Annotated in this window: 8 protein-coding genes; 7 read left to right on the top strand and 1 reads right to left on the bottom strand. The window is 54.6% G+C overall.

All coding sequences use genetic code 11. From position 1 onward, the window contains the following. Window positions 1-11 precede the first annotated feature (11 nt). The 5 genes from nifJ to tkt all read left to right on the top strand — a co-directional run bounded on the left by nifJ (window position 12) and on the right by tkt (window position 9,985). A complete protein-coding gene (nifJ, locus tag ACZ5PT_RS03305) occupies window positions 12-3,590 on the top strand; it encodes a pyruvate:ferredoxin (flavodoxin) oxidoreductase (protein ID WP_464265384.1) in 3,579 nt (1,192 codons plus the stop codon). 136 nt (window positions 3,591-3,726) lie between these two features. Further along, the gene (locus tag ACZ5PT_RS03300) at window positions 3,727-4,632 is read left to right on the top strand and encodes an AEC family transporter (RefSeq protein WP_464265383.1); all 906 of its coding nucleotides are present in this window, start codon (window positions 3,727-3,729) and stop codon (window positions 4,630-4,632) included. A gap of 258 nt (window positions 4,633-4,890) precedes the next feature. Next, window positions 4,891-6,195 (top strand): pyridoxal phosphate-dependent aminotransferase, encoded by a 1,305-nt coding sequence (locus ACZ5PT_RS03295; protein ID WP_464265382.1) that lies wholly within the window; start codon window positions 4,891-4,893, stop codon window positions 6,193-6,195. A gap of 43 nt (window positions 6,196-6,238) precedes the next feature. Then, window positions 6,239-7,600, top strand: coding sequence for a glutamate--cysteine ligase (locus ACZ5PT_RS03290; RefSeq protein ID WP_464265381.1), 1,362 nt, complete (start codon window positions 6,239-6,241; stop codon window positions 7,598-7,600). Window positions 7,601-8,005: 405 nt separating this feature from the next. Beyond that, window positions 8,006-9,985, top strand: a complete 1,980-nt coding sequence (tkt, locus tag ACZ5PT_RS03285) for a transketolase (protein WP_464265380.1) — start codon at window positions 8,006-8,008, stop codon at window positions 9,983-9,985. Window positions 9,986-10,622: 637 nt separating this feature from the next. On the opposite strand, the gene ACZ5PT_RS03280 is transcribed toward tkt, so the two are convergent. After that, window positions 10,623-12,404 carry a M3 family oligoendopeptidase gene (locus tag ACZ5PT_RS03280; RefSeq protein WP_464265379.1) on the bottom strand — a complete coding sequence of 594 codons (1,782 nt, stop codon included), beginning with the start codon at window positions 12,402-12,404 and terminating at the stop codon, window positions 10,623-10,625. A gap of 204 nt (window positions 12,405-12,608) precedes the next feature. On the opposite strand from ACZ5PT_RS03280, the gene lon reads away from it, so the two are divergent. Further along, window positions 12,609-14,945, top strand: a complete 2,337-nt coding sequence (gene lon, locus ACZ5PT_RS03275; RefSeq protein WP_464265378.1) for an endopeptidase La — start codon at window positions 12,609-12,611, stop codon at window positions 14,943-14,945. Between the two features lie 143 nt (window positions 14,946-15,088). Beyond that, window positions 15,089-15,385, top strand: coding sequence for a hypothetical protein (locus ACZ5PT_RS03270; protein ID WP_464265377.1), 297 nt, complete (start codon window positions 15,089-15,091; stop codon window positions 15,383-15,385). Window positions 15,386-15,493 lie beyond the last annotated feature (108 nt).

Here is a 15,493-nt window from a genome sequence, read left to right as displayed (position 1 = left end):
AAGGAGGTTCCATGTCTCGGAAAATGGTTTGTATTGATGGTTGTTCTGCAGCCGCGCATGTCGCTCATGCGACCAATGAGGTCATTGCGATCTACCCGATTACCCCTTCGTCGGGGATGGGAGAGATCTCTGACGCCAAGAGTGCAGCAGGCGAGAAAAACATCTGGGGAACGATTCCCAAAGTTGTTGAAATGCAGTCCGAAGGCGGTGCCGCTGGTGCTGTCCACGGTGCTCTGCAGGGTGGCGCGCTGACTACCACCTTTACCGCTTCCCAGGGGCTGTTGTTGATGATCCCGAACATGTACAAGATCGCCGGTGAGTTGACCCCGACCGTCTTCCATGTTTCGGCTCGTGCGGTCGCCACACAGGCGCTGTCGATCTTCGGTGATCACTCCGACGTCATGGCTTGTCGCCAGACCGGTTGGGGGATGCTCTGCTCCAACAACGTACAAGAAGTCATGGACTTCGCCCTGATCGCTCAGGCGGTGACCTTGGAATCCCGCATTCCCTTCCTGCACTACTTCGACGGTTTCCGTACCTCCCACGAGGTGCAGAAGGTTGAAGAGCTGACGATGCAAGACATGAAGGCGATGATCGATGACGAGCTGATCGCTGCTCACCGTGCTCGTTCCCTGTCGCCGGATCATCCAGTACTGCGCGGTACCGCGCAGAACCCTGATGTTTATTTCCACGGCCGTGAAATCGCCAATTCCTACTACGACAAAGTTCCAGGGATCGTCCAGGCACAGATGGACAAGTTCGGCAAGCTGACCGGTCGCCAGTACAACATGGTCGATTACGTCGGTGCCCCTGATGCCGAGCGCGTTGTCGTCATGCAGGGTTCCGGTTGTGAAGCGATGGAAGAGTTGATCCTGCATCTGGTTGCTCAGGGCGAGAAGGTCGGCATGCTTAAGGTTCGCCTGTTCCTGCCGTTCCCGATCGAGCAGTTCTGCAAGGCGATGCCAGCCAGCGTCAAGAAAATTACCGTTCTCGACCGCACCAAGGAGCCGGGTTCCATCGGTGAGCCACTTTATCAGTCGATCCGTACCGCGATCGGCGAAGGCATGAGCGACGGACTGGCCAGCTTTACCGGCTACCCAACCATCGTTGGTGGTCGTTATGGCCTCGGTTCTTTCGAGTTCAACGCCGGTATGTGTAAATCCGTTTTCGATAACATGCTGCAGGATAAGCCGATGAATCACTTCATCGTCGGTTTCGAGGATGATATCAGCGGCAAGAGCCTCAAGTTCGACGAAACCTACAAGGTTCCGTTCACCGGGTACGCAGCCATGTTCTACGGTCTCGGTTCCGACGGCACTGTTGGTGCTAACAAGAACTCGATCAAGATCATCGGTGACAGTACCGATAACCAGGTTCAAGCATACTTCGTCTACGATTCGAAGAAGGCCGGCAGCTTGACCACTTCGCATCTGCGTTTCGGTGAGCAAGTGATCAAGAACACCTATCTGATCTCTGAGAATGAGTCCGATTTTGTTGCTTGCCACAACTTCTCTTTCCTTGAGAAGTACGACATGCTCAAAAACGCCAAAAATGGTGCAACCTTCCTGCTCAACTCACCTTTCAGTAAGGATGAGATCTGGGGCCAGCTGCCGAAATATGTCCAGCAGCAGATCATCGACAAGGGCATGAAGTTCTTTGTTATCGATGGTATCGCTCTGGGCGAGAAGCTTGGTCTCGGTGCACGGATCAACGTCATCATGCAGACCGCTTTCTTCAAGATCTCCAACATCATTTCCCTCGATCTGGCGATCAGCGAGATCAAGGGCGCTATCGTTAAGTCTTACGGTAAAGCTGGAGAAAAAGTCGTCAGCATGAACACCAAAGCGGTGGATGCGGCGCTTGAAAATATTCAGGAAGTGACGGTTTCTACTGCCGACAGTGCGATTGAAATGCAAATCGGCAAGTGGGACGGTTGCTCCGATCTCGTCAAGAACACCATCGGCCCGATCATCGACGGTCTTGGTCATAAATTGCCACTGTCGGCGATGTCTGAAGATGGCACTTTCCCAACCGCGACGGCCTGTGTCGAAAAGCGGAACATCGCGGTGACTGCGCCGGTTTGGAAAGAGGACCTTTGCGTCCAGTGCGGTATCTGCTCTTTCATGTGCCCACATGCCACCATCCGCATGAAGGTCTACGACGAAGCCGATCTCAAAGGTGCTCCGGCAACCTTCAAGTCGGTTCCGGCCAAAGGCAAGGATCTCGACGGCAAAAAGTTCACTCTGCAGGTTGCTGTTGAAGATTGTACCGGCTGTGGTGCTTGTGTTTACAACTGCCCGGCCAAGAGCAAGACCGACGAAGGTGTCAAGGCGATCAATATGGCACCGCAGCCGGCTTTGCGTGAAACCGAACGTGCCAACTTCGACTTCTTCCTCGGCCTGCCTGATCCTGACGAGTCACTGTTCAACCGTGCCACCGTCAAAGGTAGCCAGTTCCTGCCGCCGATGTTTGAATTCTCCGGTGCTTGTGCCGGTTGTGGCGAGACTCCGTTCGTCAAGCTCTGCTCGCAGCTGTTTGGTGACCGGATGATGGTCGCTAATGCGACCGGTTGTTCCTCGATCTACGGTGGCAACTTGCCGACCACTCCTTGGTCCAAGCGTAAGGATGGTCTCGGACCAGCATGGAGTAACTCGCTGTTCGAAGACAACGCCGAGTTCGGTTTCGGTATGCGTCTGGCGATCGATAAGACGGCTGAGTATGCGCGTGAATTGCTGACCAGCAATATCGATTGTGGTTGTAAGGCCTGTGAAGGTACTGCTGATCTGAAGAAGGATATCCTTGGCAGCGCTCAGGATTCCCAGGCAGAGATCGAAACACAACGTGGCCGGGTGGCCCAGTTGAAGAAGATCCTTGCCGCCTGTACCCACGAAACCGCTAAGCCGCTGTTGGGTGACGCTGATTACCTGGTTGTTAAATCGGTCTGGATCCATGGTGGCGACGGTTGGGCATACGACATCGGTTACGGTGGTCTTGACCACGTTCTGGCTTCCGGCGAGAACGTCAACGTGCTGGTCCTCGATACCGAGGTTTATTCCAACACCGGCGGTCAGGCTTCCAAGTCGACTCCGATCGGTGCGGTTGCTCAGTTCGCTGCCGGCGGTAAGGTGATGCCGAAGAAAGACCTGTCGATGATCGCCATGACCTATGGCAACATCTACGTCGCTCGGGTCGCGCTGAGTAATCCTGCTCAGGTGGTTAAGGCGATGATTGAGGCTGATGCCTACGATGGTCCGTCCTTGATTATCGCTTACAGCCACTGCATCGCCCACGGTATCAACATGACCAAGGCGGTTGACAACTGTAAGGAAGCCGTAGCCTGCGGTCACTGGCCGCTGTTCCGCTACGACCCACGCTTGGCTGTCGAAGGCAAGAACCCACTGCAGATGGACAGCAAAGAGCCGTCCATCAGCTTCGAGGAGTTTGCCAATAATCAGAACCGTTTCCGCGTTCTGAAGAAGGCCAACCCTGAGCACGCCGATGAGTTGATGGCCGCTTCGGCTAAGGAAACGGCAACGCGTTACGACCTGTACAAGAAGCTCGCTGAAATGCAGGCCGATTGCGGAAAATAAGCTGAGTTTTTTCAGCTGCTGATAGGAAGCCCCCGGTGCGAAAGTGCCGGGGGCTTTTTTTGTTTGCTGTTCTGCGTCTAAAGAGGCTAGCCTTAGCTCTTCCTCCCCCCCCCCTCTTTTTTTTTGTAGGTGTCGAATGGCAGAACTTTTTTCGATATTTTTAAACGTGATTCTGCCGGTGTTCGGCATTGTTGTACTCGGTTATCTGCTCGGTGGGCGGCTGCAACTGCAGGCCAGTACCCTGACCCGCACCGCCTATTACGTTTTTGTTCCGGCGTTTATTTTTCAGGCGATCAGTAGCGCAGACATTCAGTTTGACGTTGCTTTGAAAATGGTCTCTTTTATTGTTTTGAGCCATCTGTTGGCGGTCTTAATTGCTGGTGGCATCGGCCGGGTTCTCGGTCGTTCGAAAGAGATGATTGCTGCTTTTGTGATGATTGCTTCCTTCGGTAATGTCGGTAATTACGGGCTGGCGATGATCCGCTTTCATCTTGGCGATCAAGCCACGGTTCCGGCAACCCTCTATTTTGTCGCCATCACCATCAGTGCTTTTGTCGTCTGTGTTGGTGCTGCCGGTTGGGCTCATGGCGGTAGTAAGGGGGCCATCTGGGGGGTGTTAAAAACCCCGGCATTGTGGGCGCTGCCGCCAGCACTGCTGGTTTCGGCCGGTGGTGTGACAGTGCCACTGATGCTCTCTAGGATGATCGGCCTGCTGGCTGAGGCGATGATCCCGGTGATGTTGTTCGCTCTCGGCTTGCAACTGCTCGAGCAGCGCCGCGTCTCTTTGGTCGGCGATGTCTGGCTGGCTTCTGGAATCCGACTGTTGCTGGTGCCGGCGATTGCCTTTGTGGTGGCGATCCCCTTCGGCATGAACCAGATCGAGAGTGTTGCCGGAATTCTGCAGGCCGGGATGCCGACGGCGATTCTGGTGGCCATTATTGCCAAGGAAAACGATATTGTGCCGGGCTTTGTCACCTCGGTGGTGGTGGTTTCGACCCTGGCCAGTTTGGTGACCTTAACCCTGTTAATGGTCCTTCTTTAGGGTGGAAATGTCCCTGTTGGCGGGGAAAAGGTTGACTTGCTTTGCGCATTGTGATACTCCAGTCAGCTAAATTTCCTTTACGGAGTGAGACAATGAACAGAACTGCAGCAGCGGCAGCACGAGCGATTCAGGCGGCGATTAACGCCTGATAACTGTCCATCACCTTTTCAGGTGAGCTGCACGAGTTTGTATAAACACCGAGGCCATGGACAGAAAAGTCCATGGCCTTTTTATTTATTGAATTGGAGAGACAAAAACATGCGTAATAACATTGTTCACATCGGTGCCGGCGAACTGACCTATGAGATCCGCGCTATTGTCGAGATCGCCGAGAAGCTGAACAAGCTCGGCATCAAAACCAACATGGAAAATATCGGTGATCCGGTTGCCAAAGGGGAAAAAATCCCCGGTTGGATAAAGAAGATTGTTTCCGATCTGGCGATGAAGGATTGCTCGTACGGCTACTGCGCGACCAAGGGGGTTTTGGAGACGCGTGAGTTTCTCGCCGAATTCACCAACCAGCGTGGCAAGACGCAGATTACTCCCGAGGATATCATCTTTTTCAACGGCCTTGGAGATGCTATTCACAAGGTTTACGGCCAGCTAAAGCGTGAAGCCCGGGTGATAGGACCCTCACCGACCTATTCGACGCACTCCTCGGCGGAAGGTGCTCATGCCGGGCAGAAGCCGATCACTTATAAACTGGACCCCTCAAACCACTGGTATCCAGATATTGACGATCTGCGTCTTTCGGTCAAATATAACCCGGCCATCTCGGGGATTCTGATCATCAACCCGGATAACCCCACCGGAGCTGTTTATCCGGAACGGATACTGATGGAGATCATTGCGATCTGCAAAGAGTTTGATCTGTTTTTGATCTGCGATGAGATTTATCACAACATCTGCTACAACGGCACGTCCACCAAGCCGATCTCCGATCTGATCGGTGATTTGCCGGCGATCGCCATGAAGGGGATCAGCAAGGAAGTTCCCTGGCCGGGTGCCCGCTGCGGTTGGATCGAGGTCTACAATGCGGACAAGGACCCAATGTTTGCGCAGTATATCGAGAGTATTCTCAACTCAAAAATGGTTGAAGTCTGTTCGACGACACTGCCGCAAAAAGCGATCCCGGCACTGCTGAGTCATCCTGAGTACCCCAAGTACCTTGCCGAGCGGCGCAATCGCTATGAGCGCTACTCAAATATTGCCTATAATCTGCTCAAAGAAGTTCCGGGCCTTAAGGTCAACCGCACTAACGGCGCTTTTTATATGAGCGTGGTGTTCGAAAAAGACCTGCTTAACGATAAGCAGAGTTTGTCGATTGACAATGCCGAGGTCAAGGAACTGGTTGAGGGGTTGGTCAATGAGCCGGGGACTTCGACCGATAAGCGTTTCGTCTATTACATGCTGGCTTCGACAGGAATCTGTACCGTGCCGATCTCTTCTTTTTGTACCGAGGAGCGTGGTTTCCGGATCACTTTGCTGGAGTTGGATGAGAAGGTGTTTACCCAGATTTTTATCACCATCGCCAATGCGGTGACCAAATATCTGAAATCCTGATAGACTAAAGACGGAACGACCCCACTTTGCGAAAGGACTGTCGATGTCGACGGCCGAAACCTACGAGAATCAACAGCCGGTAGAAAATCTGCAGCAGTTAAGCGATTTTCTGGTCCGAGGTGCCCGACCACGGCGCGACTGGGGAGTCGGGCTGGAAACGGAGAAGCTGGTTATCGATCGGCAGACCGGCGAAGCGGCCAGCTATGCACAGATCCGCGATCTGCTGGCACGTCTTGAGGGGGTCGGTGGTTGGCAGGGCAGTTACGAGGGGGAGCATCTGGTCGGATTGCAGGGCAAGCGTTCTTCGGTGACCCTGGAACCGGGCGGGCAGTTGGAGCTTTCCGGGCGCTTCTGCTGTGATATCCACTGCAGCTGGCGTGACTTGGGTCGTTACCGGGAGCAGATCGTCGAGGCGGGCAAGGAAACCGGTTTGGCTTTTCTCGGTTTGGGGGTGCAGCCTTTCACCCGGGTGGAAGATATCTCCTGGCTGCCGAAACCGCGTTATGGCATCATGGGTCCTTACATGCTCAAGACGGGTGACATGGGCCAGCGGATGATGAAGCAGACTGCCGGCACGCAGGTCAATCTCGATTTTTCCGATGAGGCCGATTGTGCGCGTAAAGTCCGGGTGTCTCAGTGGTTGGCGCCACTGTGTTATGCCCTGTTTGCCAATTCGCCGATTCTCGAAGACCGACCGAGCGGCTTTCTTTCGCTGCGCGGAGAAATCTGGTCGCGTACCGATGCTGACCGTTGCGGCCTGATCGAGCAGCTGTTTAGTGCCGACAGCGGGTTTAGTGATTTCGTTGAATATGCTCTCGATGTGCCGCTCTATTTCCTGCAGCGCGATCACCGCCTGATCGATATGACCGGCAGTCGTTTCACCTTCCGTCAGTATCTGGAAAGCGGTTGGCAGCAAGAGCGGGCCACGCTGGCCGACTGGAATCTGCACCTGTCGACCATCTTCCCCGAAGTCCGTTTGCGCCCCCAGGTCGAAGTCCGCAGTGCCGATAGTCTGCCGCCAGCCTATACCGCATCGGTCGCCGCCTTTTATAAAGGCTTGCTCTATTGTGATGAGGCGTTGGCTTCCATCGAAACCATTTTTAGTGGTATCCCACGGGACGATTTTCAGCAGCTCTACCAGGATTCCTGGAAGGTCGGACTCAAAGCAAACTTTCGCGGCGGTACTTTGCAGGATGTTGCTGCCGCGCTGTTGCCGGCCGCCAGTAAAAGTCTCAAAAAACAATTTAGCTGTGGCAGCAGCGGCGCCGATGAGAGTCAGTTTCTGCAGCCGCTGGAGGAGATCGTTTCCAGCGGGGTGACCTTGGCCGAGCGTTTATTGGCGCGCTGGCAGGGGGATCGTCGCCAGAAACTGGAGCTTCTTTTTGAACACTGTGACTACGCGTAACGCTGAATTTTTACTGATTCCTTAGCTGGTAAGTCGGGCGACTGTGCATATGTACAGTCGCCTTTTGTGTTATTCGTAGCAAATAAATGCGTAAACGCACGTGTTTTTTCTTGCCGCAGGTGGGTACTGTAACCAACATCAACGGTCCGGTGTGGCAGTCGGACGGTTGGTATCAAAAGAAGGTTAATCACACCTCCTTTCTTGTTTAAGGGCCGATAACCGGGAACGCCTCCCTCAGGTTATCGGCCCGTTTTTTTGTTTGCCTGGAAATATTCTCAGCTTAAGAATGGCCATATCCCTTTTCAGCAAACAGATTTAATCGATTTTTCCACGACTTCCCCTTGTTTTTTAGTCCGGTTCCTGTTTCAATGTGCCCTTCAAAAATCCGACCAAGGAGTCATATAAATGCAGCCGAAAGAATTTAGCGATCCAGTTATCCGTGAATCGATCGATACCATCCGCCTGCTTGCCGCTGACGCAGTGGAAAAAGCCAAGTCCGGTCACCCCGGAACGCCGATGGAAGCAGCACCGATTGCCTACCTGCTTTACATGAAGCACTTGCGGCATAATCCGGCTAACCCCGATTGGGCCGGGCGGGACCGTTTTATCCTTTCCTGTGGACATGCTTCGACCCTGATTTATAGTATGTTGCATCTGACCGGGTACGATCTGTCGCTCGACGATATCAAAGACTTCCGCCAGTTCGGCAGCAAGACCGCCGGCCATCCGGAGTTCGGCCACGTGCCGGGCGTTGAGACCACCACCGGTCCTCTCGGACAGGGTGTTGCGGTTGCCGTTGGTATGGCGATGGGCGGTCAGTACCTGGCGCAGAATGTTGACGCCGATCTGTTCGATTACCGTACCTGGGTTATCTGCTCCGACGGCGACCTGATGGAAGGGGTTTCTGCTGAAGCAGCCTCCCTGGCCGGTCACCTCAGCCTCGGTCAACTGAATTATCTCTATCTCGATAACAAGATCACCATCGAAGGCGATACCTCACTGGCCTTCACCGAAGATGTCGGTGCGCGTTATCTGGCCTGTGGCTGGCACGTGCAGCGTGTTGAAGGCGAGAACCTGGCTGAAATTGATGCCGCTATGGAGCGCGCCAAGCACGATCCGCGTCCGTCGCTGATCATCGCCCGGACCCACATCGGCTTTGGTGCCCCGAACAAGCAGGATTCCCACGACGCTCACGGAGCTCCGCTCGGTGGCGATGAGTTGGCCTTGACCAAGCAGGCTTTCGGTCGCGATCCGCAGCAGACCTTTGTCGTCCCGGCTGAAGTGGCCGCGCACATGGGCGCCTGTGTTGCCAAAGGCACCGAGTTGGAAAAAGCCTGGCAGCAGCAGTTCGAGAGCAAAAAATCTAACCCTGCCGTAGCCAGCTGGTTGGCAGTCTCCAACGGTGACCTCCCGGCTGGTTGGGATGCTGAACTCCCGACCTTTGCGGTTGGTGATAGCAAGGCCACCCGTCAGGCCAGTGGTGCAGCAATCAACGCTCTGGCACCGAAAATGCCGTTTTTAATCGGCGGTTCCGCCGACCTGGCGCCATCGAATAATACCGAAATCAAAGGTGAAAACTCCTGGCTGCCGGGCCGCAGTGGCCGCAATATCCACTACGGTATCCGCGAGCACGCCATGGGCTCGATCATGAACGGTCTTTGTCATACTCCGGGCATGATCCCCTTTGCTGGCACCTTCTTCGTCTTTGCTGACTACATGCGCCCAGCGATCCGTATGGCCGCGCTGATGGGCCTGGCGCCGATCTATGTCTTGACCCACGATTCCATCGGGCTTGGCGAAGACGGTCCGACCCACCAGCCGATCGAGCATCTGGCTTCTTTACGCGCCATGCCGAACCTGACTGTGATCCGCCCGGCTGATGCCAACGAAACCGTCGAAGCCTGGAAGGCCGCGATCAGCAACCGCAAGGGGCCGACCGCTCTGGTGCTGACCCGTCAGGGTCTGCCGAGCGTTGACAGTGCTGTTGCGACTGGTTTGCAAAAAGGTGGTTACGTGTTAGCCGCCGAAGAGGGCGAACTGCAGGTTATCCTGATCGCCACTGGTTCCGAGGTGCAGCATGCTGTCGCTGCGCGTGAAACCCTGCAAGCAGATGGGATCGGTACTCGGGTGGTTTCACTGCCTTGTTGGGAGCTGTTTGAAGCGCAGACTGCTGACTACCGTGAGCAGGTGTTGCCATCTTCCTGCACCAAGCGGGTGTCGATGGAAGCGGCCTCAACCTTCGGTTGGGAGCGTTATGTTGGTCGTTGTGGTTGCATCATCGGTATGGAAGGTTTTGGGGCGAGTGCGCCGGCTGGGGAGTTGATGAAGCACTTTGGTTTTACAGCGGAGAATTTTGTTGCTAAGGCGAAGGAAATCCTCGGCTAGTACATATCATTACAATGGCGATCCGTTGGGTTGCTTGCTTTTGTTGATTGATGAAAAGGGTGGTCCGGATTGGGCCGCCCTTTTTTTATAATCAGAACCGTCGGGTCTCGGCCCGACAGCCGACGTCATTTTCTTTGGAAGGCCGCAAAGAAAACGAAGCAAAAGAAAGGCCTTTTTATTACTGTCTCGTCGGTTTGCAGCGTTGTTGGACCGAAGGTGGTTTGATAATGCAAAAAAGCAGCGTCGCTGTTGCAACTGAAAGCGATAGGCCCCGGACGAGCAAGGGGCCGCTCGAACGGGTTAAACGGGAGAAGCCGTGGGAGCAATCAAAAACGCTGCTGGGATCTGTTGTTTAAGGCTTTGCTTCTGCCGAGTGATTCCTTTGCTGCCGGAAGCTACGAAGAAACGCCACCACCGTTTAACCCGTGTGAGCTTGCGAGCCGGGGCCTTACCGATTTCTGCTGAACCGAAGCGCAAAATGTATTTATTTAAGCCGTATTACAGAAGAACACCGAGTCCTCGCGACAGAAATAAAAAAGCCATTTTTTGCTTACTTTTTGTGGGCTTGGACAAAAAGTAAGGCGTCTGGCGGGACGCAACCCGCCGATCCTGCCTTGTCTTACCGGTCTTGATTTTATCAAACAGTCCCTGTCAACCCCTTCAACTCATCCAGCAACCCACGCACAAAATCATACCCTTTTTGCCAAAACTCCGGATCACTCAAATCAATCCCAAACGGCTCCAATAGCTCTTGCGGCGGCGCACTGCCACCCGCCTTCAACAGATCAAGATAGAGCGGTACAAAATCCTCCCCCTGTTCCTGATACTGCTGATAGAGCGCCAGCACCAACAGCTCGCCGAAAACGTACGAGTAACAGTAAAATCGGGAGTGAATAAAGTGGCTGATGTACGACCAACCCCAACGATAAGGTTCGATCATCTCGACACTGTCGCCGAACAGCTTGGCGTTTTCCTGCATCCACAGTTCGCAATAATCGTCGGGCGATAGTAATCCCTCAGCGCGTTTTTTATGCGCGGCAATTTCGAAGCGGGTCAGGGCGTTCTGGCGGAAGGTGGTGGCGATGATCTCTTCCAGTTTGACGCAGAGCAGTTCAATCCGCACCTGTTTGTCTTGCTCCTGATCGAGCATCCGTCGGGTCAGCAGCATTTCGCCGAAGACGCTGGCCGTTTCGGCAAGTGGCAACGGCGCTTGAAAGTGGTAGAGGTTCTGCTGCTGGGAGAGGGCAAAGTGCACCCCGTGTCCCAACTCGTGGGCCATGGTCGAGACATCGCGCAGGTTGCCGGTGAAATTGAGCAGTACGTAGGGTTGATAGCCGGGCAGCATGCCCATACAGAAGGCTCCGCCGGTCTTGCCGGGGGCCGGGTGGCAGTCGATGCGCTGGTCAGTGAAAAAACTACCGGTAACCTCGGCCAGCTGCGGGGCGAAATCGTGAAACGAATCGAAGGTCAGCTGTCTGGCTTCGGCGATGCTGAATTTCCGGTCACTGCCGGGCAGCGGCGCGTAGATGTCGGTATTTTTCATCCGCTCCAGCCCGAGCAGCTGTTTCTTTAAGGCAAAGTATTCACGCGCCAGACCGTAGTTCTGTTCGGTGACCGCCATCATCTGCTCAACCATCTCAGCTTCGGTTTCACTGCTGAGATGGGTCGGCGTCATCAGGTCGGGATAGTTACGCAGTTCGCCTTCGCGTTCGTGATCGAGCAGCAGGTTGTTGAAACAGGCGGTCAGCACCAGACCATGTTCGCGATGTTTGTCGAGAAAGGTGGTAAAGGCCTGTTCGCGCACGGCGCCGTCGGGATGATAGAGCAGCGCCAGGAGTTCATCCCCAGTCATCGTCGCCGAGACCTGTTCGCCGGGACGCATGAATTTAAACTCAAACGAGGAGGTCAGCTCCTCAAACAGTTGCGAAAAGCCCTCTTTTCCAGAGAGGTCCTTGCGTTTCAGCGCTTGTTCCACCTCTTCGCTCAGGGTATAGGGTGCTCCCTTGCGCAGCTGATTGAGGTAGTGCCGATAGGGGGCAAGCTCCTTCGAATCACGCAGGGCACAAAACTTTTCTTCCTCGAGCTGGATCAGCTCCAATTCGAAGAACAGCAGCTCTTCGCTGATCTGTGACCATTCTTCCCGCACGCGGGCGAACAACGCTTTGTGCGTATCCGGGCGGCTGTCGGCACAAAACAGGAGTTGCGCGTAGAGGTAGGGGAGCAACCCTTGTTTCTGCAGTTGTTCGTAGCTGTCGAGGGCTGCTGCCAGCTGCTTGGGTGTCAGGGATAACAGTGTCCCCTTATAGCGTTGTCGAAAGCTGCTGGCTTGTCCCGTCAGTTGCTGCAGGGTTTTGTCGATCTGCGGATCGTCAGCTGCCGTATAGAGGGGATTTAAGTTCCAGTAGATTTTTTCTGCCATCGGTTGACCTCCCGTATGATCTCGTTTTCAACACTATCTGTTATTGCGGAATTGTCTGTCAACCGGACATCTCCTTGGGCTGCCAATATCGGGCGGGGTCAGTTGAGGGGGATTCATGTCGTTCCCGGCTGGTTTGCTCGCAAAAACACGGTAAACTTGTCTTCTGATGCGGAGGATTTAAATCCTGCTGCCAGGGGGTGGAAAATGGTGACAGAAAGTCAAACATACACCTTGCCGATATTGCCGTTGGAAAACACGGTGGTTTTTCCAACCCTCGCCATGCCGATCTCAATTCAAAAACCGGCATCGGTGCAGGCGGTTGAGCTCGCCCTGGCAACTGAGAACCGGATGATTGCCATCTTTGGCAAGAAGAATACGGAGGTAGAGATTCCCCAGCCGGCGGATCTCTATGACCTGGGTAGTGTAGCGACCATTCAGCTGATTGCCCGGTTCGGCGCGACGCTGCAGATCATCGCTCATGGGGTGGAGCGGATCAGGGTTGTCCATTTTATCCACACGGAGCCCTTTCTTAAGGCGCAAGTGCGGCCCTGTCCGGTGATAATCACCCACAATATTGAAACCGAAGCGCTGCAGCGTGACGTGTTGGAGCATACCGAACTCTATTTTTCCCTGGCTCACCCGGGCAAGGAGCTGCATTCCCCTGGCTTGGTTCCCCTCGAAGAAAACATCCTGCAGCTGGTTTTTCCGGTTGCTAAGCTGTTGCAGCTTGAACTGGCGCAAGAGCAGCATTTGTTGGCCGCCGACACCGATATCGAGGCGATGCAGCTGTTTAGCGACCATCTTAATCATGAAATTCAGGTTCTGGAGATCCGCAAAAAAATATCCGACCAGGCCCAGGATAAATTGACCACAGAGCAGAAAAAATACCTGCTGCGCGAACAGATCAAGGCGATGCAGCAGGAGCTGGGCGAAGGCTCACCAGAGGCAGAAAGCCGGGAGTTGCGCAAAAAATTCGAAGCATGCGAGCTGCCGGAAAAGGTCAAAGACGAGGTCGAAAAAGAGTTGGCCCGCCTCGAACAGATCCCCCCCTCTTCAGCGGAATATCAGGTTGCTTCGGCCCATCTGGAGCTGATTCTGGAGCTTCCCTGGCAGGGTCTGACCACGGACAATCTCGATTTAAACAATGCGCGCCAAGTGCTTGATCAGGATCACTATGGTCTGACCGAGGTAAAAGAACGGATCGTCGAACAGCTGGCGGTGATGAAACTCAATCCCCAGGCCAAGGCCCCGATCCTCTGCCTGGTGGGACCACCGGGGGTCGGCAAAACCTCCCTGGGGCAATCGATTGCCAAGGCCCTGGGGCGTAAGTTTGATCGCTTCAGCCTCGGCGGTATGCATGATGAGGCGGAATTGCGCGGCCATCGGCGCACCTATGTCGGTGCCATGCCGGGTCGGATTCTGCAGGCGATTCGTCGCGCCGGGGTGAAAAATCCGCTGCTGATGCTGGATGAAATCGACAAGCTGGGGCACGACTTTCGTGGTGATCCTGCTGCCGCGTTGATGGAAATTCTTGACCCGGCGCAAAATGATTCTTTCCGCGATAATTACCTGGATCTGCCCTTTGACCTTTCGCAGGTCTTTTTCATCACCACCGCCAATACCATCGATAATATCCCCAAGCCGTTGCTGGATCGCATGGAAACCCTGCACCTGAGCGGTTACAGCGATGAGGAAAAGCTGGAGATCGGCCGGCGCTACCTGTTCCCACGACAGCGCAGCGAAGCCGGACTGACGGACCAACAGTTTGCCGTGGCGGATGAAACCATGGTCACCATCATTCGCCGCTATACCCGCGAGGCCGGGGTACGGGAATTGGAGCGCATGTTGGGACGCCTGGCCCGCAAGGTGGCGGTGCGCTTTGCTGAAGGCGAAGCTGCCCAAGTCAGCGTTGCCGAGACCGACCTGTGCGAGCTGCTGGGGCCGGCACGTTTTTTTGTTGAGCAACAGCGCAAGGAGCTTTCCCCCGGGGTGGCCACCGGATTGGCTTGGACCGAAGCGGGTGGCGATGTTCTCTACATCGAAGCGCTCGAGCTTCCCGATGGGGAAAGGCTCACCCTGACCGGATATCTTGGCGAGGTGATGAAGGAATCGGCCATGGCCGCCAACAGCTATATTCTTTCTCATGGCCGTGAGCTCGGTATTGCCAAGAGCTTAGCAGCGGTACATCTGCATGTGCCCGCCGGCGCCATCCCGAAAGACGGCCCCTCGGCCGGAGTCACCATGGCAACCGCCTTGGCTTCCCTCTATCTGGGGCTGCCGGTCAGAGGGGACACGGCGATGACCGGGGAGATTACCTTAAGTGGTCTGGTGCTGCCGGTCGGTGGGATTAAGGAAAAGGTTCTCGCCGCCCGGAGGGCTGGGATTCTCCGGGTGATCATGCCGCGTGAGAACGACAAGGATCTGCCATCACTACCGGAGCAGGTGAGGGCTGAAATGGAAATTATTTTCGCCGACCGGATCGAAGATGTATTAAGTGCCGCGATTCCTACACCGGGAACGGAAAAACTTATCCCGCATTGAACGGCGATCGCTCCCTGTCTTGGCGGGGGCGATCCTGAGCAGTTTCTGTTTCCTGGTTCGGCGACAGAAAGCAATAATACCGTGCTGTTCGGCTCCGTTCTGGTCAATCCACAGCGGCTTCATATTGTCACCATGGTGACAATATGAAGCCGCTGCGCAACGATACCCTGTTGGCGAGTATCATGCTCGCCAACAATGAAACCGCCGTCTGTAATCCGGTCGCCAATTTGGCGCGACTCCCCAACGCCCTGAATATAGCCATCCATGGATCGTTGTGGATCAGTCTGAGTCGTTATCCTGACGAGAAGGACATTGAGCGGATCATTGCCACCCTGCCCGAGATTGTCGCTAACTTGAGAAGGCTTTCTCCTTATTGGGATGACCGGCGAAATTGCCTGGCGATCTCGCTATTTCTGGTTTGCTCTCTTTCCCGTCAGTAATACCTTTGGCGGCATTATCGCGACTATCGTCTGATTGAAAAATCTTTCTATTTTGCTAGGATTCGAGGTCCAGCATTATGGAAACTTTGTCTCAGCATTATTATAAGA

It is taken from the genome of Desulfuromusa ferrireducens, from assembly GCF_055389805.1.
This window is presented reverse-complemented; position numbering and strand designations above follow the sequence as displayed.